Genomic DNA, 25,860 nt, shown 5'->3' with positions numbered 1-25,860 from the left:
GAGGCTTCTAAAGCTCGGGCTATAATTGTTTTAACCGAAGTCATTCATTCAGCGAAAGGCATTCAGTTTATCAGTTTTTAATAGCTTTGTGTTGTTCAGTGTTTTCTAATGCCACAGTAAGACGTGGTAAAGGTATGCCTAACTTTTTTGCTTCTCTCACAACTTCAAGTACCGCAAAACCGGCTTTACTATTGTTGTATTCAATGAAAAGTCGTGGTAAGCTGCCCTTTGCAAAAATAACCTTGTTAAACAGCGTGCCGAGAAGTGCTGGTGGAATCTTGGTCAACAGTAGAGTGATCGCGTCCATTTTTGCGCCTCTTGCTTTAAGTATAGGGGTCATTTCCCGCATACTCTTACCGACATTTGCGAATGAGTCACTATGATTCAAGACGGCTGGGAAACTTCCTCGTTTTAACACCTCGGTCTCCATCGCCGCATTCATGGCAAAATGATTCCATAGCCAGCTTTGCATATCTTTTGTCCAATTGATTTTAAAATGGGCGCTTTCAAATAGTTCTTTGACCTTGTTGTTTATCTGTTCCGTGCCTACCCGTGGTTTTTCCAGAAATATCGTTTTTAAAAAGCCGCCCCTAAGCTTATTGTCCTCAATGCCGCCTCCTGCTCCTGGGAACCCAAAGACAACATTGTTCATAGACAAGGGCAAGATCGATGATTTTAAATCCTGCCAAATATTATTGAATATTAGGATAGGGGTGTTACCCGCGGTAGTCGATAGTAATTGTGCTGCTTCGGGAAGTTGCTTCGTGTTGACACTTGCAATAATGAGATCGTAATTTGGGCTTATCTCCTCATGCAGTTTGATTTTCCAGCTTTCTTGGATTAACTGTTTCCCTCTTCGTGCGTCCCACATTTCAAGCGCTATATGACTTCCGAGGGTTTCTTTTCTCCCTTTTCTAACGTAAAACTCAACGGTATGCCCTGCCTTTTCAAAAGCCCAAGCATACTGGGTCGATATGACACCTCTACCAAAGAATAAAATTCTCATATTACCTCCTGAAAAAAAAATTCAATCCTTGTTGATGATCCAACAACGTGTTGTATAATGTTATTGTATTGATTCACTTTACGATCATCAACCATCAGATTTTTAATATCTGTCGTATAATTGATCGAACAGCAGACGGAGGCAAATAATGAAAAAGCAACCTGAAATTACGGACAAAACAAGGCAGACATTTATAAATGTATTCTGTGATTTATATAGTCGAAAACCCATCGAAAAAATATCCATACAAGAGATCGCTAACCAATCAGGATATAATCGGAGTACATTTTATCAATACTTTACAGATATCTATGAGTTGTTGGACTGCGTTGAAGAGCGTGTTTTAAAATCCATTAACGAGGAAATGGCAGGCAGAGAGTTTTCTACACATACGTTCCAGGATGCACTTCAATGCTTGGAAAATGCAGAGGACATTTCAGTTCTGAAGGCCCTTTTGGGAGACTATGGTTCTGTTCATTTTGTGGAACGTTTGAAAAGAGAAATTCCCTTTGAGCGATTGATTGTGGATTTTCCAACAGATGATGTCTTGGCACCATATATCATTGAGTTTTACATTTCGACATTAATATCTATGTTTCGTCTTTGGATACGCAACGACAAAGATCTATCGTCAGAAGAATTGGTCAAGCTGATCGATAGCCTATTTGCAAAGGGGATAACACCGTATCATATCTTTGGCACGGTCAATCCGCAACGCTCTGGAGTGTAGCGATGATGGTTAGAAAGCTAAAGATAAACAAAAAGGGGTCGGGAATTTATATATTCTCGAACCCCTTTTTTGTCTTTGTTTCAATACCATCCATTAACTGTAGTAGTCTAAAACTCGCCACCATCCCAAGCAATCATTAATACACATGCACACCCGTACCAACCACGGATTTGTTTTGTACGGGATTACCGGATAGATATACCTTTTGCAGATTAGGCAGCTGGCTTAGGCTCTCGATATTGGAAATGGCATTGTTCTCGAGATGAAGCTCTTCTATGGCCTGCCAGTTACTCATAAATTCGAGAGAAGCCAGATTGTTATCTTGCAGAGTAAAGGAACGTAGAGCCGACATGTTGGCAAAGTAAGGCATCATCTGGTCAACTTCAGTAACAGAGGTATTGTTTATGCTGAAATATGGCTGCTCTAAGGTCAAATGTTCAAGCACGCTGTTCTCCGCGGCCGTTTTTTGTTCAAAGTTCAGCCTGCACTCGGAGCACATCAGAGATTTGACCTGCTTTAAACGAAATAAAGCATCGCTCTCCTTATATAGTGAAGAGTCGTAAATGTTCAGAGTCTCTAGACGAGGCAAGCCGTCCAGGGCACCAAGATGGGTTATTTCATCGATCTCCCAGAGCGAGAGTTGCTCCAGTTTTGGGAATTTCCCCAGCGCAGCCAAGTTCAATTCCCCGCTTCCGCCACGGAGCGTCAGACTGGTTGTAGCCGGGGCCTTTAGCCCAGTGAGAAAGGAGCTTGGAATTTCCACTCGCCCCACATTAGGCAATGTCAGCGCTTCTGCTTTCTCGTAGTAACCGGACAACGTTAATTCCCGCAGAGAGGGCAGACTGTTTATGACCTTTACCGAACTAAGCTGACTTAGAGAAGCCAGACGTAGTGTAGTAATGGAGGCCTTGTCGGCCAAGGGCTCCAGGCTTGAGAAGTTTACGTTTTCGAGATCAAGTGTTTGTAGAACAGGCATATTTTGTACAAAGTCGATGGACTTTACATTCGTTAAAAAGGATAGCTGAAGCTCCTGAAGCTGGGTCAAGGCGTACAGCGGCTGCAGGTCTGTGGTTTCACTGTAATGTATGGATAAGGATGACAGCCCGGTCATGGAGGACAACCATCCCAGTTCATCGACAAAGGTGAGCGACAGAGACTTGAGCGGCAGCTTGTTCAACAGAAAGAAATCCGTTACGGATTCATCCACATAGGTAATGGATAACGAGCTCAGATTAGGAAACTCCAGCAGCATGGCCAATTCCTGATTGCTGCGAAGCTGAGTGGAAAGCTCCGTAATTTTAGTCTTGTCTCCAAAGTAGCCCGAAAATGTACTGAAGGATTCGTTAAAAGCGCCTCCATAACTTTTTAATCCGGACATATGGGCCAAAGTGGTTTGATCCGTCTGGGAGATTTCATAGGTATTCGTCAGGTCCAATGCCGTCAGTCCCGTAAAGGCTTCAAAATCTCGCTGATTGATCTCCTGGCCATTCAGTTTCTTGTCCTGAGTAACATAAGTGATTTTCTCGGCCTGTTCATCGCTGAAGGGATCGGAGAGGCTATATGTAAACGTCCACTGATCATTCTCCGAATGCTCTACGGTTAAATAGCGAATACGAGCCAATTCCTCCTCTGTTGGCAAGGCAGACCCTTTATCGAAGATATCTCGCAAAAAGGAAAGAAGAACCTCGCTTTCGGGCATCTTTCGTACAGGCAGATTGGCTTCTGTTTTTGAATAGGTGGAGCTGTTGCTATAATAAAAATATGTACCGATGGCGCCTGTTATGACAAGCAGCAGGACCAATAACAGCCTTAGGGGGATGGAGACGGAGACGGACGGCTTCGGCGTCGCCTCAGGAACTGTCCCGTGGTAATGATTAATGGTCTGGTCTACGTAATAGACATGATTTTGCTTCAATAAAAGCTCTGTTTCACAATAGGGACACTTTAAAACTTCATCCTCCTTGTATTCAATTCTTCCATTGCAATTGGGACAGTTTAACGGGATAAACGCCACGAATGTCCTCTCCTTCATTTCATTATGATGTTCATAAGATCATGCTGAACGGTGATCTGACTTCATTATACCTTGTGAATTTACGTTTGATGAGAGAAAGAAGTTTCACATAGCGAAGGAGTAGGGAATCCAGCTCCTTTTTAATCTTCTTTAAGTAGGGCAGAGGGGAGGCATTAGACATCATCAAGCGAACTGCTGCCTTTACCGGGACGGTTTATTTATGTTTATTGAACGCGAGGGTGAGTATGTTATATTGAGGAGGGAAAAATCAAACGATACCATTACATAACAGGTGGGATGTAAGATGTTCTTTTTCATTACATTGCTCGTGTGCTTTGTTGTATTCATGTTGCTGACTTCGTTCTTCAACAGAAAACATAAAGTTCTAATCTCGTTAGTCAGTTCGCTGGTAGTGAGTACGCTGCTTCAGGCTCTGGAGCAATTTTACCTAAGCGGTATTTTAGTGGCGTCGTTTTTGGTTTATTTTATAATCGGAAATATCAGCACTTTAAAAAGCAATCAGCTTAGGCTAATCTTGGCGGTATTATTCAGTACGTCCATAGTAACACTGGTGCTCTCGTTTACATACTTCAATCAAACCACAGCTCCACCAGATGCCGAGATTCTTAGAGTTATGTTTATGTACTACCCTTTATTAGTTGTGTTTATTGCGTGTTATATCTACATGCTCCTAAGCCTGTTCAATTTTAAAATGTTGCAAGCCGCCAATCCGTTCCTCTATATCTGGAATAAGGTTCGTGCTTTCAGACGGATGATGCGTTTGTTCTGGATTATTTCACGTAAAGGTTTGACTCATTTGATTCAGCAGGATCATGCCAAGTTACCCTTTGCGATTGCTGAGGTTCTGGATAACATGGGCGGCGTGTTTGTTAAGTTTGCTCAAGTGTTATCGACCAAAAAGGACATGCTGCCTGCGAACTATATTCAAGCGTTCTCCAGTCTGCATGATCAGGTTAAACCGCTGAGCCAAGATGAACTGAAAACAATCATTGACACTAGAATCGGAAATATGGATGAAACCTATGAATCCTTTGGGATGGAGCCGATTGCTGCGGCTTCGATCGGACAGGTTCATCTGGCAAAGCTAAAGTTAACGGGCGAGAAGGTTGTTGTTAAAATTCTAAGACCTGACGTGAAGCAGAAGATGACAGTGGATTTGGATATTTTGATCCAGTTTGTCACATGGCTGTCCGAACGCTCTATCAAAATCAAGAGACTTGGGTTAATCCAGTTGGCCGAAGGATTCAAACAGAATTTGCTTGAAGAAACCGATTTTGATATCGAGGCCTTAAATACGAATCTGTTGCGAAAAGCCTTCCAGGAACATGATATTCAGATCCGTGTTCCTAAAATCTACGCCGAGTTCTCAACGAAACAGATGCTCACCATGGAATATATCGAAGGAACCAGCTTCACAAAAGCGGTGACAAACGACGTGTCGGTGAGGGTGATGCACGCATTTTTGGATCAAATTCTGATGATTGGTATCTTTCATGCGGACCCCCATCCTGGCAACCTCATGCTTACTTCTGATGGAGAAGTTGCTTTGATCGACTTTGGTTCAGTGGGATATCTAACGGATGAGGAACGAGAAGGCATGTTAAGCTTCCTGATGGGTTACAGCACTAAAGATACGAAAGAGATGGCGCATGGCTTAACGCGAGTCTGTAAGGAAGGAGATTTACTGGATCAAAAGCTGATTGAACAACGCCTTAACCGTTTGTTAGCAGAAGCATCTTTCTCACCAGACCCGACAAGTGTCATGATGAAACGTATGATGACCCTGATCACGGATATGGGGATGTCCTTAAAACCGACCATTGCTGGTGCATTCAGAGCTATCATTACGCTGGATGGTACGTTGTCATCTGTAGATGATACCTACTCTTTATCTGCAGCAAGCCAGTCCTACGCCAGCCATATGGATAAAGGGCAGATGGTTAAGGAGCGCATAAGCAAGGTCAAGGACCAGATTACGGACTACATTCCTAGATTATTGGAGCTGCCTATTCTAAAGGAAAATAAAATTACGATTGCTCGTGAGCAAAATCATTCAATGAATGATGTTATAGGCACGTTAACTGTGGGAATTTTTACGGTAATCTGTATGGTTGTTATGCTCGCAAGTTTTGTAGTTCAGAGCGAAGTCATGCGATTTCTACTTGGTCCATTATCCATATCAGGCTTTGGTGTAGGGATGACCATTTTGAGCGTATCTGTAATTAAACATTTGAAGCCTAAGGTGTAGTGTATAGATAGATCAGGATGGATGAAACAATCGTTTACTTTTTTAAGAGCAGGTTGCAGGGTGAACTGGTTAGTTACATCTTGCTTTGGCTGGCAAGTTATCTTCTGGATAACCTGCCGATTATCTTTTTCCGCAATCGCATATTCTCATATCCTTATTCCATCAATCTACGGCAAAATGCACGACTGCACTATATAACATTTTGGTGCGAATAGGATCAAATGTTACTTGATGTTGGACTTGCTTCACACGCAGCATCAGCGCTTTATTGATTTCAATTCGTTCTTCAATCACTCGCGCCAGTTCATGAAAGTCATAAGCCTGCAAGCATTCGACTTTATCTTTAATTATATCCAGTGAGATTTCCATATTTAAGTCATGCCTCCTCCATCCAAATGACGATCTGCAGGTTAAATACCTGCCGAGCTTCATTTTAGAGGAGCTTTTCCAGTTCGGCAAGAGCAATCGGGCTGAAAATCTAATAAAGACGTGATAAAATCGGGAAAGGGCAATTTCGAGATCATCGAACTTTCAATAATTTGAAGATCCAATGGAAGTAATAACAGATACTGTTGTTTGAACAAAGTTACATTTGCATGGTATAAGTGAAGAAGAAGCTAGGACACCATAATGTGAATTGCAACGAAACTGCGAATGATCATGTAAATGATAGGCAAGCAGATGCATGAGTTAAGTAATTTACTGTTTTTACTATTAATGAGGACAAAGACTGTCCTGGAATGTATAGAGGAGCTTTTGAGATGACAAAGGAAAACTTTTGGCGTGAATTGCCACGACCATTTTTTATACTGGCACCCATGGAAGATGTGACGGATGTTGTGTTTCGGCATGTCGTAGGTGAAGCGGGAAGACCGGATGTGTTTTTTACGGAGTTTGCGAATACAGAGAGTTATTGTCACCCGGAGGGGCACCATAGTGTGCGAGGGCGTCTGACTTTTACAGCGGACGAACAGCCGATTGTGGCTCATATCTGGGGAGATAAACCGGAATTCTTTCGTGAGATGAGTATCGGTATGGCGAAAGAAGGATTTAAAGGCATCGATATCAATATGGGTTGTCCGGTAGCGAATGTAGCCGAGAATGGAAAAGGAAGCGGATTGATCTGCCGGCCAGCCCTTGCGGCGGAGATTATTCAGGCGGCGAAAGCCGGGGGGCTGCCGGTCAGTGTGAAAACACGTCTTGGATTTACTGAGGTCGATGAATGGCGCGACTGGTTAACTCATATTTTGCAGCAAGACATCGTGAATCTGTCCATTCACTTGCGGACGAGAGAAGAAATGAGCAAAGTAGACGCTCACTGGGAACTGATTCCGGAGATTAAAAAACTTCGTGATGAGATAGCTCCTAATACATTGCTGACGATTAATGGGGATATTCCTGACCGTGAAACAGGCCTGAGACTCGTGGAGCAATATGGTGTGGATGGTATTATGATTGGACGCGGTATCTTCCAGAATCCATTTGCTTTTGAGAAGGAGCCGAAGGAACACAGCAGCACGGAATTGCTTGATTTGCTACGACTGCATCTGGATCTCCATGATCAATATTCCGAGCTTGAACCACGTTCGTTCAGCCCGCTGGCCCGTTTTTTCAAAATCTATGTTCGTGGCTTCCGCGGTGCTAGTGAGCTGAGAAACAGCTTGATGAACGCCAAAACCACTTCTAAAGTTCGCGAATTGCTCGATGAGTTTGAAAGTAATGAACAGGTGGAGTAAAGTAAGACGTAATCATGGATACGGAGTATGATTCAGGTAGATTTAATAGAAAAAAGAAGCGGTAACTTTTCCGCTTCTTTTTTTGCTTTGCTGTTTAACGCGTATACTCTGGCTTCTCTATTGCGACTGGCTGAGGATTGGCAAGCACCCATAATACCGCCAACTCGGATAATCTGGCAGGCGCATCAAAATCGTATCCATTGCGAAGCCTGCTGACCAAGTCGGCTGCCTCTTGGAGCAGTGCGGGGGCGAGTGGCGCACCAGTGCCCAGGTAATGAATCAGTGCATCCAGCATCTTGCGATACTCCGCATCCCAGTTTCCTCCGCCATTATCCAATACTTCATGGGATACACGCCCTGTGATGCGGATAACCTCTCCCTGCACCGTTTGAGCGTGGCCTTGGGCCGGAATGAGATATTCCCACAGCTCTTGGTGCTGTTTGGTCCAAGTGGTTGCCTTTACCTGAATGGGGGTATTCCCATCGTGCATGATCCGATTCACTACCGGCTCGACATCAAATAACTTGTATAGTTTAATCAGTGCGTCTGAAACTTCATCGACCTTGTCCTTATTGAACTTCTCACGGACGAATTCAAAATCCTTACCGATCCGCTTCACCGATTCTTTCATATCCGGGGTGACCGATGCTCCGGCAACCAGCAGAATTGCAGCAATCTCTGCCAGATTGACTATATCGCTATTCTGGCAATTGACTAAGCCCTTGGCTAATGGCGTATTTCCCTGTTTATTTTCTACGTTAATCGTAGCGCCTTGGTTTACCAACTCTTGAACCACTTTGGTTCTATACCCATTGACCGCTGCATGTAATGGTGTTTCATTTTGGTAATCCACAGCGTCCAGATCCGCACCTAATTCAAGGAACAGGGGTACATTTCCTGACCAGTGTGAGGCATGGGCATGTAAAGGCGTGCGTTGATATTTGTCGCGTGCATTAATATCTGCCCCTTGCGCTACCAGCCAGCGGACCAATTCATCCGATATTTGACGAAAGCTGAGGGTCGCACCTTTATTGTATCCCCCACGGGCATCCCATTCGCATTGCTCGAAAACCTCTTTTACGGTAGCGATATCATTATCTTTAACGAGTTTTTCCATATGAGCAGGTAAGGTTGCTTTCTTCGTAGCCATTACACTCTTCCTCTCTTTTGTGAATAACAACGTATGTTCCAATGGTAGGCTATGACGATTTAATAGTAAGTAGACAATTTTCTGCAATTTTATCACATAGGGGAATTTAAAACCAATAACTGGGTTTCTTCCATCGTCAATTTGTTGTGCTATGTTATAATTTAGGTGAATGTTGATACTGGAGACGGATTGAAAAAAATATTTGAAATGATCGCCGCAATTCATGCGGTAGGCTTTTGATAATAGGAGGATTTATGTCCTGGAGCAAATTGAAGCAACAACTGGAGAGTTTTCTTAGTCCCGCGTTAGTTGGAAGGGTGGAGTACCGTGCTACCAGCTATCGCTATTCACCTGACAAATCAGGCAATTGTTATATTACTGTAGATAAAAAGAATGTACTCAACATGAGCGATACTACAACCCCAATCCGATGGTATCAGACAGAGCAGGAGATCAAGAGCGACCCGGAGATCGTGATTCCTGTGAGCGATGAAGAGATTGAAGCTATTCGAAAAGATTCCAAAGGAACCGTTCCCGACGATCGTCTTAAAGTCATGGCAAGAAGTAGAAAAATCTCCGTACATGCCAAAGAACTGTTGTTGGCTCAGACCGCACTTAGTAAATCGAATTTTACCGTTGCAGCTACGACGTATTTATCCACTTCTATAGAGGATAATCTGGAGAGCAAGGATATCTTGTTTAATATTCTGGCTTTAATGGACAGAAGAGTTGGCAAAAAGCGAATTCTGAACATGTCTGAGCAGGTCAAATTAAAGCATCCTGCCGTTCAGTATTTTTATGAACTGCGTCGTCGTACGGTGTGAAATTGAATAACATTCACGGATAGAGGTACACTGTGTCGGTGACGGTTTCACTGAAATCTGCCTGACAAGTGGATATAGCTTTTAACTATAACCAGTTATGGTTTTTAAGTATCCCTTCTAACTGCCCTCAGCGTGATATGATCATTGTATACAACGAGGGGGTTTTTTACATGACTGATAAGTTCCAGATCGTAGGAAGTTTATTGCGGCCGGATGAGCTGCTGAAATATAAAACGCAAATTGAACATAATGATGATATCCAATATCCGTTCTATGAAAACTACGAAGGATATGAAAAGTGTGAAACGGAGGCAATCAAACAAGTTGTCGCAAAGGAAATCGAACATAACTTGTCCGTGGTTACTGATGGCGAATTTTCCAAATCGATGTGGCATCTGGACTTTGTATGGGGATTTGGCGGAGTGAAGCGTTACATCGCGGATCACGGCTATTTTTTCAGAGATGTGGACGGAACTTCGAAATATGAAACACGCAAAGATATTGGACTACGCATTACTGATAAATTGAGCGGAAAGAATCATCATTTCATTCAGTTGTTCCAACAACTGCAAGACACGGCTGGCGAGCAACAAACGAAACTTTGTGTACCATCGCCTTCCCATATCTTCGGTGAGCTTTCCTGGTCAGATAACATTGGAGGTACGGATTCTGTATATCAGAACAAACAGGAGCTCAAAGAGGGTCTTGTGATCGCGTATAAGGAATTCGTGGAAGAATTCGCTACAGTGGGCGGCAAAATTCTGCAATTCGATGATTGCTTGTGGGAACTGTTTGCAGACGACAACCCGAACTCTCCGTTTACAGGGGAGCATATTAACCAAGATGAAGTATCAGGTCTCGCAACTGAATTTATTGATATTAACAATACCGTGATTGACTTTGGTCACAGTCTTGGCTTGAAAATGTGGACACATAACTGCCGTGGCAATTATGATTCCCGCAACATGGGCGGTGGATCATATGTGAAAATCGCTAATCTGTTCCTGAAGCAATTGAAGTATGACCGTTTCTTCCTGGAGTGGGATGATGATCGTGCGGGTTCAATTGAAGCTCTGGAAGTGTTCAAGGACAGACCTGAAACGGAAATTGTACTGGGTCTGTTGTCATCCAAAACGAGTACACTCGATGATGAAGCACGTGTTGTCCGTTTGCTGGACGAAGCATCCAAAATCATCGATAAGGATCGGCTGCTGTTGTCTCACCAATGCGGCTTTGCATCTTGTGATGGCGGTAACGAATTAAGCGAAGCTCAGCAATGGGTGAAGATTGATCAAGGGCAGAAGATTGCAAAGCAATATTGGGGCAGCACCGTCTAGAATTCAAGCTGAATATATTGTGACCTTATAAACACATTGCTCGATCAATAGTGTTCTGTGCGATAATGAAACGGCGACTTTTCCTCTGGAATCTATCCAGGGAGAAGCCGCCGTATTTGTGTGGAACGTACGCATGGGTACGTTCTCATGTCTATAACTTTTTTAAACTAATGATGAGGCATAGGTATGTCTTTCTTTATTTCTGCGATTCACGTTGTGCCAGCCATTCCTTTTTCAACAAAGCATATTGATACGTATTTTCGTATTTCGGTGTGCCGTCCTCATTTTTGACAAATGAAATGAACTCCAAAAAAAGACCTTCCCGGCGCATGCCCAGCTTCTCACACAGTTTCTGAGAACGGAAGTTATCATCCTCGACATAGGCGTACAGTCGTCGTATTCCCTGTTCCATAAAGAGATTTTCGATGAAAGCATTGGCGCTCTCAGTGGCGTATCCTTTCCCTTCATATCTGCCATTAAAATTCCAACCAATACTATACGTATCTGAATTCGAATCCTTATCCGTATCGGAATCCCGATCTTCCCTCATACCAAACAGCTCACCGATCAGCTCGTTACTGTCTTTCAGACAGACCGCGATGTGGGAATCGTCACTGCTTCTTTTTGCGACCTCTGTCTCCGCGTCTTCCAATGTTAAAATTCGTTGATCCATAAAACAATTCACTCTGGGATTTGCCGTGTATTCCAATAGTCCGGCTACGTCCGTTACGGTGAAATTTCGCAGGATTAATCGATTGGTTTCAAGTGTTTGCATAAGATATACCTCCGGTTTTCATATCAATAGATTGGCTATGTTCATGTTGTATCTCTTTTTATTTTACGAGACTCCCTATTCGTACTATAACTGGGTATAGCCTTGGGTTTGGCTTTGGTACTGTCTGACCGGGAGAACAATCCCACCAATTTCTCCCTATAGATATAACCGAGTACAAACCCGATTACAGCGATAACAGAAATAATAATGGCGATTGTGTATTGTTGCATATGAATTGTGGACCCTACAACGGTAGATGCGATGATCCACGGCAGACGACCAACGATAAGGATCGTGAAGAACCTAAACGAACTAATCGATGTAAGTGCGGCGACAAATACAAGCATGTCTTTGGGCAAGCCGGGAATTACAAAAAAGATAAATAAAAAAGCGGAGAACTTCTTCTCATCATGAATTAAAGACATCCACTTATTATTTTTCTTTTGCATTAGTCGTGAAATATAGGCGCGACCGATATAACGGGTGAAATAAAAGGCGATCGCTGAGCCTATAATCAAGCCTATTGTAGTATACAAGGACCCAATTGTAACCCCATAGATATAACCGCCTGCAATCTGTACCACTTCTCCTGGAATAGGTGCAACCACGATCTGAAGAATCTGGAATAAAATAAACATGACCGGACCCCAATGGCCTGTTGAATGAATATACGCTCTGAAATTGTCCATGGAAGACATGATTTTAATAATGGCAGGAGAATAATACACCAGTAAACCAATGGACAACATGATGAACAGACCCAACAATATGTTAATCATTACTTTTTTCGAAGTTTGTGGCATTCCTGACGACCCCTTTGTGTAATAACTTCTACATATTTACAGTATAAGACGAAATTATTAAGAGATACCTACATAACTTCTGAAGAATTCTTAAGTCGATTGTATTTGCTGGTAGTCGCTAATAGCGCATATTATACTGAAATTAGACGGAGGGATCAGATGAGCAAGAAAATTCTAATTGCTGATGATAACAGTGAAATTCGTGAAATTGTAAGGATTTTGTTAGAGAGTGAGAATTATGAAGTGATTGAAGCGATAGATGGTCAAGATGCGATTGATAAAGTGAACGAAGAGACGGATCTCATTATTTTGGATATGATGATGCCCAATAAATCGGGGCTGAAGGCGTGTCTGGAGATTCGTGAAAAAACAAGCGCACCGATCCTGTTTCTCACAGCGAAAACGCAGGATTCTGACAAACAATTGGCCTTTTCCTCAGGCAGTGATGACTTTTTGTCCAAACCCTTTTCCTATACAGAACTTGTTTCGCGGGTGAAGGCTTTACTGCGGAGATATTATATATATCGGGGCAAGGAGAAGACCGAAGAAAAGGACCAAATTATCATTAAGGATCTTACCGTCCATCAGGATTCAAAAGCCGTGTTTGTTGGGGAGAAGGAGATTGCTCTAACTGAAATTGAATACCAGATCTTGCTGCTGTTGGCTAAGAAGCGACGAAAGGTATTCTCGGCAGAAAATATATATGAGAGTGTTTGGGGGCAACCCTATTTTTATACGTGTAATAACACGGTCATGGTTCATATTCGTAACTTGAGAGGCAAACTGGAGGATGACCCGCAGAACCCTAAATATGTGAAGACCGTTTGGGGGAAGGGGTACAAAATTGAATAGATTATTAATCGGAAAAAAGCTGAAGATTAAACTGGTTCTGGCGGTTGTCATTTCTTTGGTCATTTCCATAAGTGCACTCGTTATTTTACAAGTTGTTGGCGAGACTGTATTGGATAGTTATTTAAGCAAATCCACTTTTGTAGAGAACAGGCAGCAAGATGCGCTTGATCGATTCGAAGCATTTGTGGATAACCAGAACGTGTCAACCCGTGATCATGAGCAATTGTCTGCTTGGATAAGACATGAGCGCTACTTAAATCTGTATATTTTTGCAAAAGACAAATTGATATTTTCCTCCAACACGGAGATTGATCCTGCCATTAATGAAGAACTGTTAACTCAATTCGTGCCATCAAAAATACCCATCACCACCATCCATTTTGCGGATCAGGATGCCCAGATATACTTGGTTAGCTTTTATGAGTATCAATACTACAACCTCATTCTGATTATTGGTGTTTTCATAGCGGCCATTGTGTTCCTTGTTTCCTTTCTACTGATGATTAATAAGAAAACATCTTATATTGGCGTGCTTGAACAAGAGATCAAAATACTCGAAGGTGGAAATTTGGATTATTCGATTACGATATCGGGAAAGGATGAACTGTCATCTCTGGCCCAGAGTATTGATGAGATGAGGAAATCATTTGTGGAGCGGCTGGGCAGCGAGGAGAGGGTCAGGATGGCCAACCGTGAATTGATCACGGCGATTTCCCATGATTTGCGAACACCACTCACGATTCTATTAGGATATATGGATATCATAGAGCTCAACAAATATAAGACACATGAGGATCTGTTGCAGTATATTCATAATAGCCGGGAGAAGGCCTATCAGATCAAAGTGCTGTCGGACAAACTATTCGAATATTTTACGGTATCCTCTGCCGCTGAAGAAGAGGAAGTAGAGTTTGAAATGTATGAGGGCAGAGCGCTTATCGATCAACTCATAGATGAGCAATTAGTGGTTTTGGACGATATAGATGTGCAGGTTCAGACAGATGCACATCATGAGGAGTTTTTGCTGGAAATCAATCTGGTCGCCATGCGTCGCGTAATGGATAACATATTTTCAAATATTCGAAAATACGCCGATCCAGTGCATCCCGTTCATATCCAGATTTCTTTGAAGCAACAATGGGTCATTCTTGAGGTAGAGAATAAGATTAAACGTGTTGGCAAAAAGAATGATAGCAACGAAATCGGGCTCGTTAGTTGTCAGAAAATGATTCAGCAGCACAACGGGACGTTGACGGTGTCGCAGGAAGAAGATATCTTTTCACTACAGATTACGCTACCTGTCATCTTCAACAAACCAACTCAGACTCATATATAACGGATCTCTTGAAATGATACTGATTGTCTTCCGTGGGATTTCTCTGGCTGTCTGATTTTGTTGTTACCTTAGACTGCTGTAGTGGAGAAGCTTGCTAATGGGCATGGGCGAATGAACATCGCTCTACCATTCACACTATACAAAAAGAGCCATGCGACAGCATGGCTCTTACATATATCGTGAGAGGGCAAGCCTCATGTTTTAAACAACAGGTTCATTCTGTTTCTTGAAATATTGTTCAATTAGAAACGCGAGCATCGGTCCGGGCTCAGCCTTCTGTAATTGAGCCTGATCGCCAAATTCCATGAGATACGGCTGTTCCGTAGTACAAGGAGTCCAATGAGGCATCAGCTTTCCGGTGGAGTCCGAACCGTTTGGATCACCTGTAGCAATAAAATTGGATAAATAATTACACATCTGGCGAGCCAGATCATAATGCTTGCCTGTGAAAGGACGCCAGCATTTGGCGAGTGTTTCGAAGAAGAACCACAGATCGACGGAGTGAAACGTGCCTGGCTGGTCCCAGCCCGGAATCTCGGCGTCGAAGTTATAATAGTAGAGAGGCGTTTCAGACGGATGACCGCTGTTCGCGCGGATAGCGAGCAGAATGGCATGTTGGATCATGCGTACCGATGCTTGTTGCAAAGCATGTTCGATTTGGCCGGTATCAGCCTCACATAGCTGTAAAAAGGGAGGAGCATCCTCGCCAAACAACTCCACAGCCATCTGCTTCAGTTCTTCCAGATTGGCTGCGGCGGGACGGGTCCAAAATTCGGAAGATGTATGCCCCAGCATGACGGGTATCGCCTCGCGCTCCTGCTGAACAAAACGAGTAAACGGATCGCCTGCGCAGAATTGTTCGTCGATGACGGTTCCCCAGAAGCTTTTGTATTCGAGAGCTTTGTCACGGAGATATTCAGCATCCAGTTGTCTCGCCTCAGCCAAGGAAGACACGCCAAGGAAGCCGAAAAATTCAACCCCTGCTTGCTCTGCATCCCTTAGTGTGGAACGGACAGAAGGCACGCGGACCTTCGGGTACAACTCGGTAGCTATACCGCTCATGATGACGGCTCGCTGGAACAAGCCTTTATTTTGCGGAGAGGTCATCTGGCTGAGTACACTTCCTCCGCCTGCCGACTGTCCGCCGATGGTGATCTGGTCTGGATCACCGCCAAAGGCGGCAATGTTGCGTTTGACCCACTGGGTACCTGCTTGCTGATCGAGATGACCGAAGTTGGCGGGTGCATGGGGGGATTCGGCACTAATCTCAGGATGGCACAGGAAGCCAAAGGCATTCAGCCGATAATTAATCGTCACAACGACAATACCTCTACGAGCGATTCGCTCGCCATCAAACTCCATTTCGGCCGTATGGCCGACTTGCAGGCCTCCGCCAAAATACCAGACAAAAACAGGCAGCTTCTCGTCCGTGTGCTTGGCTGGTGTCCAGACATTCAGATACAGACAATCCTCGTCCATGGGCAGGTCGGGATCAACGGCCCATTCGCGAGTATAGATATTGTTATCATCAATGACTGTTGGGGCTTGCATGGAGATGGGGGCAAAATCAAAAGCTTGCAGTACACCTTCCCAGTTCGACTGCGGCTGCGGAGCTCGCCAGCGGTTCTCACCTACAGGAGGTGCGGCAAAAGGAATTCCCTTGAAGCTGGTAATCCGCGGGTCCGCCGCGGGCAGTCCTTGCACTTGTCCATGTTCTACCGTAACCATTCTAAGCATACAACATTCTCCTCTCTGGATTTAGCATGTAAGCGTTACCGTACATCTGACCAACGTGGCATTAGAAAGGGGGAATCAAGGTTGAATCCGATTTGGCATGAGAGCAGTAGAGCCAGTAATTTGTATTTTATCAGCGGTGGTCACAAGCCGGCCAACGCTCACCAATGGGGGCCAGGTGTGCGTGACGTTTACGCACTGCACTATATTATCCGTGGCCAAGGGACGCTGGAGACGGGGGGCCGCGTTTTTCGGTTAGTTACGGGTGAAAGCTTTATCATATTTCCGCAAAAGGAGATTTATTATTATCCAGACCCGCAAGATCCCTGGGAGTACGTCTGGGTGGAGTTTAGCGGTGAGGATGCCGGGCGGTTGCTGGGGCTGACGCAGTTCTCAGAGGTACAACCCGTGGTGTCGATCTCACCGGAGACACTGCAGCCTTTTTTCCACCTTGCCTGGAACGCGGGTGCATCATCCTATGAATTACTGCGGGCTGATGCACGTTTGCGTCTGCTGCTCTCCTATTATATGGAACATTATCCGAAGGAGCCGCAGGTGGACGCCAAGGATTATGTCTGGCTGGCGAGAAAGTACATCGAGCAGAACTACTGGAAGCCAACATTGACCGTCACGGAGATCGTAAAGGCAGTCAATCTGGAGCGCAGTTATTTGTTTCGTCTGTTTAAGGCAGCAACCGGCAAGTCTGTTCTGGAGTATATTACATCCTGTCGAATCGAGCGCGCCTGTGAACTGCTGAAAACGTCGGGCCTGCCGATTCAATCGGTGGCCTATTCTGTCGGATACAATGATCCGTTATATTTTTCCAAAGTATTCAAGAAAGCAACTTCACACACGCCAACAGCGTACATGACGCTCCACCGGACGAAGGTATAACGTTAACGGAATAGGGCGCAGTTCCCGGACTCTCGGAAATAATGGATCAGCTTCTCAATAGGCTCGCGTCCACAGTTCAACTTCACTCCTATACAATCGATGCACAGAAATTGTTGGGCAGAGCGCGAGATCAATTTGAGGTAGATGCCCACATCGTCTGAAGAGAGCGGGACCTGACAGGAGGTGCACAGGCGATGTTGAGCCATTTATTTCACCAGTTTGGCACGCACAACTAAACAATCATGTGCTGCGACAACGGGAGCGAAGCGTTCACGGAATACGCCAATCTCTTTATGTTCCCAGCAGTCATACAGGGACAGGGCATAACCGGCAGCGTAAGGCAGACCCATATCCCAAAATTGCAAAGACAATTCCCGCTGGCTGTCACTCAGGTTGAAGAAACCAATAGCTAGATCTCCATCTGTGAGAACCTTCACCAGCATAAATACATCGTCTGTGTGAAACCATTGCGGCTCTGGTTTAATGCGGTAAGCTCCGCGCGCTTCTACATCCTGATTGATAGCGATCAGGTCAGGATTCAGGAGAATATCCTTTGTGATCTGGTTGGGCTTGCGCACGTCGCATCCGATCATTAATGGGGAACCCATCATGGACCAGAGGGAGAAGTGGGTTTTATATTCGATGTCATTGCATCCGCCGATGCTGCCAATATAATCATTGTTGCTTCCACCGTACATACCAACGATTAGCATATCCATGTCATTATGGCAGAAGGAGCCGGTGTAGCTTTGTTTTCCCAATTGGGACAGGGCAAGTTCCTTCACTGAATCCCAATTGTCGCGGATATCCCCGGTAGAGCGGTACATATGAGCGCCCGATTCCCGAATCCAATCGTATACATCGTCTGCCCCCCAGTTGCAGGCGGAGAACAGGATATCGCGTCCGCAGTTTTTGAGCGCAAGGCTCATCCGTTTGTACAGCAGCTCTCCTGAGATATGGCGCGGCTTGAAGCAGTAATCATACTTCAAATAATCAACGCCCCATTCGGCAAAAAGGGCAGCATCCTGGAATTCATGCTCAAAGCTGCCTGGATACCCGGCACATGTATGCGTACCCACGCATGAATACATGCCGAACTTTAGTCCTTTGTTATGGATATAATCAGAAAGCGCTCTCATTCCACTCGGGAATTTCTCCGGGTCCGCCACCAGATTACCGCTCGCATCACGTTCCTTCAGGCTCCAGCAATCATCAATGACAATATACTCGTAACCAGCGGCCAGATAACCTTCCGATACAAATACATCAGCGACATCCCGAATTAATTGTTCGTTAATATCCCACGTAAAGGTATTCCACGAATTCCAGCCCAGGGCAGGGGCAAAGCCTAACACTTGATTGTTGCTCATGCTCTCGCATCCTTCCTCATTTCGGTTTGGTTAACAACACTAAACTGAACATAAACGATGAGCGACGTATCCTGCCATAGCTTAACGTTGCTTGGACATGGACATATGTTGCTCCGCTTGTGCTGGGGGAATTAGCTCTTCCAATCAGGCTCTCGGCAGGTATTTAGAAGTTGCCAGTAGAAGCATAAGAAAGGAAAAATGTCTGTCTGCGAAGAAGTTATATCTATCTTTTCAGGGATCTGTGCGAAACAATGGATAAGGAGTGAGTCAATGATTTATCTAAGCAATTTCAAGTTGTCTTCGCAAATTTCCGGCAACCCCAATATATATCCAGATCATGTATTCAAACATATCTCAGGAGAAGTCCTTATTTTTGATCGAGTCACTGTGCTCTATGGCAGCAACGGCTCTGGCAAATCCACCCTGCTGAACGTGATCGCCAACAAGTTGGGAATCACAGGTTCTGAACGAATGACAACGTATGGAAATAGCGCCTATGTGCAGCGTTTTCTGGATAAGAGCAGTTATGAGCTTGGGCTTGACGAACAGGAGCATGTCATCCGTCAACTGCCAGAAGGGAGCCGATACATCAAGTCAGAGGACATTTTATATGAGATCAAGAAAATTCAGCAAGCAAATGTACTCCGCGAAGGACTGTTGTATGAACAGACTCAGCAAGGAATGAGCAAGGCCGAGACAGAAGAGTTAGCGCATTCCTATGCATTCAAGAAAAAGCTGGATAACATTCAGTTTTCTCAGGAAAAATACTCCAATGGAGAAACCTCCATGCAGTTTTTCGAAGAGTACCTGCTTCCGGGCCAATTGTATTTATTGGATGAACCGGAAACATCGCTTTCTCCTGTTAACCAAATCAGGCTGGCGGAGCAAATCAATGAGTTGGCACGATATTTTGACAGTCAATTTATCATTTCGACGCACTCGCCCTTTGTTCTGGGGACGCTCCATGCTAAAATTTACAATCTCGACAGGACGATTTTGCAAACAGCAGAGTGGTTTGAACTGGACAATGTACGGTTTTTCTACCATTTTTTTGACAAACATAAGCGTCTGTTCGATCAGGAATGAAATTAATTAAATAGGATTTGGAGTGTTGTGAAATGAATCGAGATGAAGTGATGCAAGAGTTAGAGGCGCTGGGCAAAGAACGAACGAAAAAAATCTACATTTCCAACGGTGCGCATGAACCGCTATTTGGCGTGGCAACCGGGGCGATGAAACCAATGGCGAAGCGGATCAAAAAGGATCAACCTTTGGCAGAGCAACTATATGCAACGGGGAATTATGATGCGATGTACTTTGCTGGCGTGATTGCCGATCCTCAAGCGATGACAGAAGCTGATTTTGACCGTTGGATTGACGCTGCTTATTTTTACATGATCTCTGACTTCATCGTTGCCGTCACGCTGGCGGAGACGGATATTGCTCAAGAAGTTTCGGATAAGTGGATCGCCAGCGGAGATGAATTGAAAATGTCAGCAGGATGGAGCTGTTACTGTTGGTTGCTCGGCAGTCGAAAGGATGCTGAGTTTTCGGAGAATAAATTGATGGAGATGCTGGAACAGGTGAAAAACACCATTCACGAATCTCCGGAACGAACGAAATATTCGATGAACAACTTCCTGTATACCGTTGCAACATCCTATCAACCGTTGCACGATCAGGCAGTGGAGACAGCCCAGGCTGTGGGACCTGTCGAAGTGAACAAGGACATGCCCAAGAGCAAGCTGCTGAATGCCTCTGAGAATATCCAAAAGGCTGTGGAAAAAGGGCGGACGGGCTTCAAGCGTAAATATGTAAGGTGTTAGCCAAGAGGAGCGTCGATACATTATTTAGAATATAAGAGTACCTGTTACGGATACCACGGTTGAGTCAGGACTCTTATAGCTACCAAAAGCATATATGATCAAATAGACCGCTACCTATATTGGAGGACGGTCTACTTGTGTTTATTAGGCGGCAGAATTAAAGACCAATGAACCAAAGGTGAGCATAAGTATAGTTGCTTTAGTTAATTTCAGAGAGGTATACTCTCTATTACTATTCTTTAATTCTGATGATAGGGTCTTGGTCGTGAAAAGCGATACATACTGCGAGTGAACTTTCATCAGAGAGTACCTGATAAGCTTTCGCATATGATATTACTGTTCTTGCTATTAAGTAAATGGTTGAACCGACTGCGGTCTCATTAATGTCGAATCCATCTATCTCGTAAATATTAGCAAATTCCTTTAAGCGTGGACCTTGCAAATCCTCATTCCAATTGCTCGCCCAATCATCATCGTTATCTTCTAATGCACTGTATTCCTTACAAATGAAAAATGTACTATCCCAGTTATTATCCAAATCGTATTCAAAGTAGATTGCAGGGGCTTTTTGTTTTTGAGCCATTTTTATTGATTGTTTAAGGCACAACTTTAAATCATTCACATATTCATTTAAGCTTAATTGTTTAATCAATTTAGCTCGGTCAGATCCAGCTAACGTAGAACAAATATTGAAATATTTCTCTTCAATTTCTTCAAGGTTTTTTCTTCTTAGATCTACTTGTAATTCATTTAAATGATCGAAAATGTCCATAGTCTTGCCTCCTATACAGCGCTATTTTCCATCATTGAGGGCTTTATACAATTGTTCTTCGTAAGCTCTCACACTATCGCTATCCATCTCTTCTACACCAGTAAATACATTTTTTGTGTTGTGATAAAAAGCAAGACTGAAGTCTCTGATGACTTGAACATCGTGATGTTCTAACACAATCGATTGAAACTATATTCAGCATTTGAGTCATCTTTTAGATAATTGAAACTCATAAATTCTTGAAGGACATGATACTTAAATTCTTCGAGTTCTTCAGTAGTAGGATTGTATTCCCGAGCAAGATTTTCTGTTGCTTCGGCTTTTATTGTAGGTGATTGATCGCTTCTAGCTAGTTCGATAACCGTTGTCTGCCAACCTATTGCTGCTTGCTCCGTCTGTTCGACGGAACCAGATGTAGATGCTTTATCTGTTATCACATCTGTATTCTCAATCTGTGATACTACTGTACTGACTTGTTTAGTTTCCTCTGTTTTTGTCACAGTGCACGCACTTAATAGAGCGGGCAAAACAAGAACGGATAAAACTAGTATTGATTTCTTCACAATATTTCCTCCATTGGTATGTAATCTTAGTTAGTCTACCAGACTGAAGGTTATGTTACTATGTTCAGTGAAATCGTATTCAAAAATGGATCGTGATAAAGAGGGAAATAACATAGATTGATTCTCATTGGTCGTCATGATTATATGATATAATTTTTCACTGAGAGTGCAGAAATGGAGAGCAAGAACGGCTTGATCCAGCTACTTCATTTCTGCGACCATTTGTGACCTACTGCTCAGGTGAAAACTTCCAAGGGAGCACTGATTTTTAGGATATAGAGCTGCACGCAGATAAAATTATTTATTATGGGAGTTGTCTAACGAATCATGAATAAAAAAGAAGTCGCGCATATACGCAAGCAGTTTAAACTCGATCACGATCTACTGAATATTTACGATATTCTCAACGTGTATATTACGAAGGAAACCAATGAGGTCTATCACTGGGAGCGTCACCCGTTCGAACTGGTGGACAGAGAGAAGCAGGAGCTGTACATGGGCAATTTCAAAAAATTGCTGACAGGTGACTTGGATCAGAAGTTATTTGAGTTGAAGTTCCAGGAAGCGGCGGAGGACCCGGCACAGGTGCTGCTTCACCAGGCTCTGGTAACAGGTGATCCGGATGAATGGCAGGATCTGATGCTGCTGCTCGTGGATCGAATGTTGGTGGATACAAAGTTTGAGCGGGACATGGTAGCTACGTTTGTGCGTGGACAGTATTATCTGCCGACCAAGGCTAGAAACGAAGCCACGGAAGAGAGTGAGAAGAATGAGGTGTTCGCCCATCCGTTCATTCTGTGCAGCGTAAATTCCACGGAGAAGCAGCGGAAAACACTCTTGTTTGATTACGTGGAGAGAGAATTCAAATACAACATTATTGTCGATCCGATTATCAAATTAAGCACGCCAGAGCAAGGATTCCTGTACCCTAGCGTAACGGACAACTACTCCGATGTGAATCGTGTTCTATATTGTACAGGGAAATCCAATTTCCCGGATCCGCATTTTGTTGAAAATGTACTGAATGGAGAAAGATCCGTTACCGCACTGGAAGAACGGGCGATCTTCGAAGATATCGTGAAGGAAGTGGCCGGTGAACAGCTTGATTCAGCCACCATTGCACATGTATATGAGGAGATTAACCGAGTCATTGAAATTAACGAAGAGTCCCATGAGGAAGAACCTCCGAAGCTGGATTATAAAGATCTGGAACGTGTACTGACCGCAAGCGGTATAGAGGATCTGACAACGGAGAAAGTAGAACGTGCCTTCGAAACGATCGTTGACAACAAGAATTATGAGATGAAGGCGACCAGTGTTATGCCGAAGTTCACGTCCAAGTCCATTAAGATTGAAACCAAGGTTGCTACAATTTCAGTTAGTCCGCAAGACCTGAGATATGTGAAACAGGTGAACTACCAAGGCAGACGTTGCATCATGATTGAAGTGGACGAAGATGTTGTGATTGAAGGGTTTACGCTCACTACGGAGACGCTTTAGACGATTTGTGATAAATAAATAAGTATCAGTATAAGGGTCGCGTGGAACGGCCATCTATTTTTAAAAAAAGCCCAAGCCTAAGGTGGATTGCCCCCTTAGAATAGACATTGGAAAACCCCCTGGGTTTAACCGATGAAATTCTAGGGGGTGCAATCCATCACGACTTTCGGGCTTTTTTGTACCTTTTTTTATGAGTAGGGTTATGACCCATTGCACGTAAATTCATACCCACCCCGTGAATTCCAATATCGACGCTTTTGCAGACTGGGCTTCTGTTTGAGCCCCTTTGCGCCAGGCTTTAGGTGATTCTCCCATCAGTTTGGCGAAGCAGCGGTTAAAGCTGGAGATGGATCGGAAGCCAACTTGCTCGGAGATTGATAGAATGGACGCCTCGGTGCTTTTTAATCGTTTGCATGCCTCTTCAATCCGGGTACTGTTCAGAAAATCAAGCGGTGTGGTTCCCATAATTTCATGGAACTTGCGGCGAAAATGCGTTGTACTCAGATGACACAGATCAGCGAGATAATCGATGGTCACGGGCATCATGTAATTTTTGGTGATAAACTCCAGCACGGGTGAGATGACCAAGTCCCCTTGGAGGTCTCGTTCCCGTTCCTGATCCTGAGATGACAAGCGCTCGCTGCTCGCATGAATTCGAAGCAGTTCGATATATAGAGACATCAACAAGCCGTACGCGCTCTCCCGATAATAGGGAGACTGCTGCTTTATCTCTTCTACCACTGATGTTGCGAGTGTGTGGATTTTGGGATACTGTTCCTTATTCAGAATGCAATTCTTTCCCTGAATCGCCCATAGATTCGGTTCAATGTGAGTTTGTGCTGTTTTGAGCGAATGGCGGAAGAGTTCTTCCGGTGAAAAAAAGATATAAGCCCACAGGCTGGCGTTATTAGGTGAACTGTACGTGGTGTGCGGAAGATAGCGGGGAATGAACGTGACATCGCCTGCCCGAAAAGGCACAGATTCTCCTTTAATCTCCATGATTCCTCCATCGGAATAACAGATGCCAATCTCCATGTGGTTATGGAAATGAAGATGCTCACTCTTGATATCGGATATTCTCCAGCGGTCTCCACTGAGTAACAGGACAGGAAAATCAATGGGCAGGCTATAGTGACGATATTCAATGACAGGTTTCTTCGGTTTGGGCATTTTCGAGGACTCCTATGTATAAATGATTGAAATTGCACAGTTTTGTTGTGAATATGCTTAGATTGAGACTATTTTACTGCGTACAATGGAATAAGTAAAGCGTTTACAAAAATGGACGGACACCTCTCAGGACGCACTTGGGGGCGTGTGCGCAGCGAGAGGGGAATAACAATGCTTCAAGTGAAATATGACCGGGAACAGATTCTAAACGTGATCGAGAACGTTACCAAGAAAACACTGGATATGGATCTGACATGGGATTGGCCTGGCGGGGTGGCTTATTATGGTGTATCCAGAGCCTATCAAACGACAGGCAACCAAGAGATTCTGGACAGGCTGGTGAAATGGGCAGACGAATATATCGAGCTGGGTCTGCCAAGTTGGACGGTAAATACATGTGCCATGGGCCATGTGCTCATCACTTTATATGAAGAAACCGGAGATCAGAAATATTGGGATATTGTCCTCAGCAAGGTCGATTATCTCCAGAATCATGCGCTTCGCTTTGGAGACAATGTGCTTCAGCATACGGTATCCGTTTCCAATGATTTTCCGGAACAGGCTTGGGCGGATACCTTGTTTATGGCGGCATTTTTCCTGCTCCGTGTAGGTAGCAAATTAAAAGAAGAAGCCATGATTCAGGATGCGCTGAATCAGTACTACTGGCATATCAAATACCTTCAAGATCCGAGCAGCAGTCTGTGGTATCACGGTTATAACAATATCAACAAGGACCATATGTCCGGATTTTACTGGGGAAGAGCGAACGCTTGGGGAGCCTATACAATGTCTCAAGTGAAACCGCAACTGAAAGACTGGTATCTGTATCCGCAGTGTATGGATGTAGAGTGTGCACTTCGCGATCAGTTGGCGGCTCTCAAGCTGGTGCAGACCGAGAATGGCTTGTGGCGTACGGTTTTGGATGACGAAGAATCGTATGAAGAGGTGTCAGCTTCCGCGGGTATTGCAGCAGCCATGATCAATAACGGCAATCCACTGCATACCAAATACGTGCAAAAGGCACTGGAAGGTATCCTGAACAACATAAGCGAAGATGGACGCGTGCTTGGTGTATCTGGCGGTACGGCGGTGATGAAGGATCGGGATGGCTATCGCAATATTCCAAAAGACTGGATTCAGGGCTGGGGTCAGGGCCTGGCACTCGCTTTTCTGTCCGATATGTTGAGATAGGGAGGGAA

The 25,860-nt window shown here is 44.2% G+C and carries 23 protein-coding genes; 12 read left to right on the top strand and 11 right to left on the bottom strand.

The annotated features are described in order from the left end of the window. Positions 1-70: 70 nt before the first annotated feature. The gene (locus QF049_RS19550) at positions 71-1,006 is read right to left on the bottom strand and encodes a ketopantoate reductase family protein (RefSeq protein ID WP_307539898.1); all 936 of its coding nucleotides are present in this window, start codon (positions 1,004-1,006) and stop codon (positions 71-73) included. 148 nt (positions 1,007-1,154) lie between these two features. On the opposite strand from QF049_RS19550, the gene QF049_RS19545 reads away from it, so the two are divergent. Continuing rightward, the gene (locus QF049_RS19545; protein ID WP_307539896.1) at positions 1,155-1,736 is read left to right on the top strand and encodes a TetR/AcrR family transcriptional regulator; all 582 of its coding nucleotides are present in this window, start codon (positions 1,155-1,157) and stop codon (positions 1,734-1,736) included. Positions 1,737-1,872: 136 nt separating this feature from the next. Here the strand turns inward: QF049_RS19545 and QF049_RS19540 are convergent, their stop codons facing one another. After that, positions 1,873-3,651 carry a leucine-rich repeat domain-containing protein gene (locus tag QF049_RS19540; protein ID WP_307539893.1) on the bottom strand — a complete coding sequence of 593 codons (1,779 nt, stop codon included), beginning with the start codon at positions 3,649-3,651 and terminating at the stop codon, positions 1,873-1,875. 403 nt (positions 3,652-4,054) lie between these two features. On the opposite strand from QF049_RS19540, the gene QF049_RS19535 reads away from it, so the two are divergent. Next, positions 4,055-6,019, top strand: coding sequence for an ABC1 kinase family protein (locus QF049_RS19535; RefSeq protein WP_307539891.1), 1,965 nt, complete (start codon positions 4,055-4,057; stop codon positions 6,017-6,019). A 162-nt stretch (positions 6,020-6,181) separates the two neighbouring features. Here the strand turns inward: QF049_RS19535 and QF049_RS19530 are convergent, their stop codons facing one another. Beyond that, positions 6,182-6,388 (bottom strand): DUF2536 family protein, encoded by a 207-nt coding sequence (locus QF049_RS19530; protein WP_105602092.1) that lies wholly within the window; start codon positions 6,386-6,388, stop codon positions 6,182-6,184. A 392-nt stretch (positions 6,389-6,780) separates the two neighbouring features. On the opposite strand from QF049_RS19530, the gene QF049_RS19525 reads away from it, so the two are divergent. Next, positions 6,781-7,755, top strand: a complete 975-nt coding sequence (locus QF049_RS19525; protein WP_307539887.1) for a tRNA dihydrouridine synthase — start codon at positions 6,781-6,783, stop codon at positions 7,753-7,755. A gap of 94 nt (positions 7,756-7,849) precedes the next feature. Here QF049_RS19525 and QF049_RS19520 read toward each other — a convergent pair whose 3' ends face one another. After that, the gene (locus tag QF049_RS19520) at positions 7,850-8,905 is read right to left on the bottom strand and encodes an ankyrin repeat domain-containing protein (RefSeq protein ID WP_307539885.1); all 1,056 of its coding nucleotides are present in this window, start codon (positions 8,903-8,905) and stop codon (positions 7,850-7,852) included. Between the two features lie 254 nt (positions 8,906-9,159). Here QF049_RS19520 and QF049_RS19515 point away from each other — a divergent pair, with 254 nt between their 5' ends. Then, positions 9,160-9,729 (top strand): SF0329 family protein, encoded by a 570-nt coding sequence (locus tag QF049_RS19515; RefSeq protein ID WP_307539883.1) that lies wholly within the window; start codon positions 9,160-9,162, stop codon positions 9,727-9,729. Between the two features lie 170 nt (positions 9,730-9,899). Then, entirely contained in the window at positions 9,900-11,066 is a 1,167-nt protein-coding gene (locus QF049_RS19510) for a cobalamin-independent methionine synthase II family protein (protein ID WP_307539881.1), read from the top strand. A gap of 196 nt (positions 11,067-11,262) precedes the next feature. On the opposite strand, the gene QF049_RS19505 is transcribed toward QF049_RS19510, so the two are convergent. Beyond that, positions 11,263-11,841, bottom strand: coding sequence for a GNAT family N-acetyltransferase (locus QF049_RS19505; protein ID WP_307539879.1), 579 nt, complete (start codon positions 11,839-11,841; stop codon positions 11,263-11,265). A 41-nt stretch (positions 11,842-11,882) separates the two neighbouring features. After that, positions 11,883-12,644 carry a TVP38/TMEM64 family protein gene (locus tag QF049_RS19500; protein ID WP_124118590.1) on the bottom strand — a complete coding sequence of 254 codons (762 nt, stop codon included), beginning with the start codon at positions 12,642-12,644 and terminating at the stop codon, positions 11,883-11,885. A 159-nt stretch (positions 12,645-12,803) separates the two neighbouring features. Between QF049_RS19500 and QF049_RS19495 the strand changes: the two genes are divergently transcribed. Together QF049_RS19495 and QF049_RS19490 are read left to right on the top strand one after the other, a co-directional pair. Then, the gene (locus QF049_RS19495) at positions 12,804-13,496 is read left to right on the top strand and encodes a response regulator transcription factor (RefSeq protein WP_307539876.1); all 693 of its coding nucleotides are present in this window, start codon (positions 12,804-12,806) and stop codon (positions 13,494-13,496) included. Next, entirely contained in the window at positions 13,489-14,832 is a 1,344-nt protein-coding gene (locus QF049_RS19490) for a HAMP domain-containing sensor histidine kinase (RefSeq protein ID WP_124118592.1), read from the top strand. Before QF049_RS19495 ends, QF049_RS19490 begins: the two co-directional genes overlap by 8 nt. 201 nt (positions 14,833-15,033) lie before the next feature. On the opposite strand, the gene QF049_RS19485 is transcribed toward QF049_RS19490, so the two are convergent. Further along, a complete protein-coding gene (locus QF049_RS19485) occupies positions 15,034-16,569 on the bottom strand; it encodes a carboxylesterase/lipase family protein (protein WP_307539873.1) in 1,536 nt (511 codons plus the stop codon). An 81-nt stretch (positions 16,570-16,650) separates the two neighbouring features. On the opposite strand from QF049_RS19485, the gene QF049_RS19480 reads away from it, so the two are divergent. Then, positions 16,651-17,460: a helix-turn-helix domain-containing protein gene (locus tag QF049_RS19480; RefSeq protein ID WP_307539871.1), complete on the top strand. Its 810-nt coding sequence runs from the start codon at positions 16,651-16,653 to the stop codon at positions 17,458-17,460. Between the two features lie 206 nt (positions 17,461-17,666). Here QF049_RS19480 and QF049_RS19475 read toward each other — a convergent pair whose 3' ends face one another. Then, on the bottom strand, positions 17,667-18,830 hold the full coding sequence (locus tag QF049_RS19475) for a glycoside hydrolase family 27 protein (protein WP_307539869.1): 1,164 nt from the start codon (positions 18,828-18,830) through the stop codon (positions 17,667-17,669). 270 nt (positions 18,831-19,100) lie between these two features. Between QF049_RS19475 and QF049_RS19470 the strand changes: the two genes are divergently transcribed. Further along, the gene (locus QF049_RS19470; RefSeq protein WP_307539868.1) at positions 19,101-19,916 is read left to right on the top strand and encodes an AAA family ATPase; all 816 of its coding nucleotides are present in this window, start codon (positions 19,101-19,103) and stop codon (positions 19,914-19,916) included. Positions 19,917-19,948: 32 nt separating this feature from the next. Further along, positions 19,949-20,656 (top strand): DNA alkylation repair protein, encoded by a 708-nt coding sequence (locus QF049_RS19465; RefSeq protein WP_307539866.1) that lies wholly within the window; start codon positions 19,949-19,951, stop codon positions 20,654-20,656. A gap of 232 nt (positions 20,657-20,888) precedes the next feature. Here QF049_RS19465 and QF049_RS19460 read toward each other — a convergent pair whose 3' ends face one another. Both QF049_RS19460 and QF049_RS19455 read right to left on the bottom strand, forming a co-directional pair. Continuing rightward, a complete protein-coding gene (locus QF049_RS19460; protein WP_307539864.1) occupies positions 20,889-21,428 on the bottom strand; it encodes a hypothetical protein in 540 nt (179 codons plus the stop codon). Positions 21,429-21,598: 170 nt separating this feature from the next. Continuing rightward, a complete protein-coding gene (locus tag QF049_RS19455) occupies positions 21,599-21,991 on the bottom strand; it encodes a hypothetical protein (protein ID WP_307539861.1) in 393 nt (130 codons plus the stop codon). A gap of 327 nt (positions 21,992-22,318) precedes the next feature. Here QF049_RS19455 and QF049_RS19450 point away from each other — a divergent pair, with 327 nt between their 5' ends. Then, positions 22,319-23,491 carry a DUF4317 domain-containing protein gene (locus QF049_RS19450; protein ID WP_307539860.1) on the top strand — a complete coding sequence of 391 codons (1,173 nt, stop codon included), beginning with the start codon at positions 22,319-22,321 and terminating at the stop codon, positions 23,489-23,491. Positions 23,492-23,713: 222 nt separating this feature from the next. On the opposite strand, the gene QF049_RS19445 is transcribed toward QF049_RS19450, so the two are convergent. Next, positions 23,714-24,661 carry an AraC family transcriptional regulator gene (locus tag QF049_RS19445; RefSeq protein WP_307539857.1) on the bottom strand — a complete coding sequence of 316 codons (948 nt, stop codon included), beginning with the start codon at positions 24,659-24,661 and terminating at the stop codon, positions 23,714-23,716. 171 nt (positions 24,662-24,832) lie between these two features. On the opposite strand from QF049_RS19445, the gene QF049_RS19440 reads away from it, so the two are divergent. Further along, complete coding sequence (locus QF049_RS19440; protein WP_307539854.1) at positions 24,833-25,852, top strand: glycoside hydrolase family 88/105 protein; 1,020 nt, start codon at positions 24,833-24,835, stop codon at positions 25,850-25,852. Positions 25,853-25,860 lie beyond the last annotated feature (8 nt).

The organism is Paenibacillus sp. W4I10 (assembly GCF_030816325.1).
Taxonomy (GTDB): domain Bacteria; phylum Bacillota; class Bacilli; order Paenibacillales; family Paenibacillaceae; genus Paenibacillus; species Paenibacillus amylolyticus_B.
Note: the sequence above shows the minus strand (reverse complement) of the source record. Positions and strands in the feature narration are given on the sequence as shown.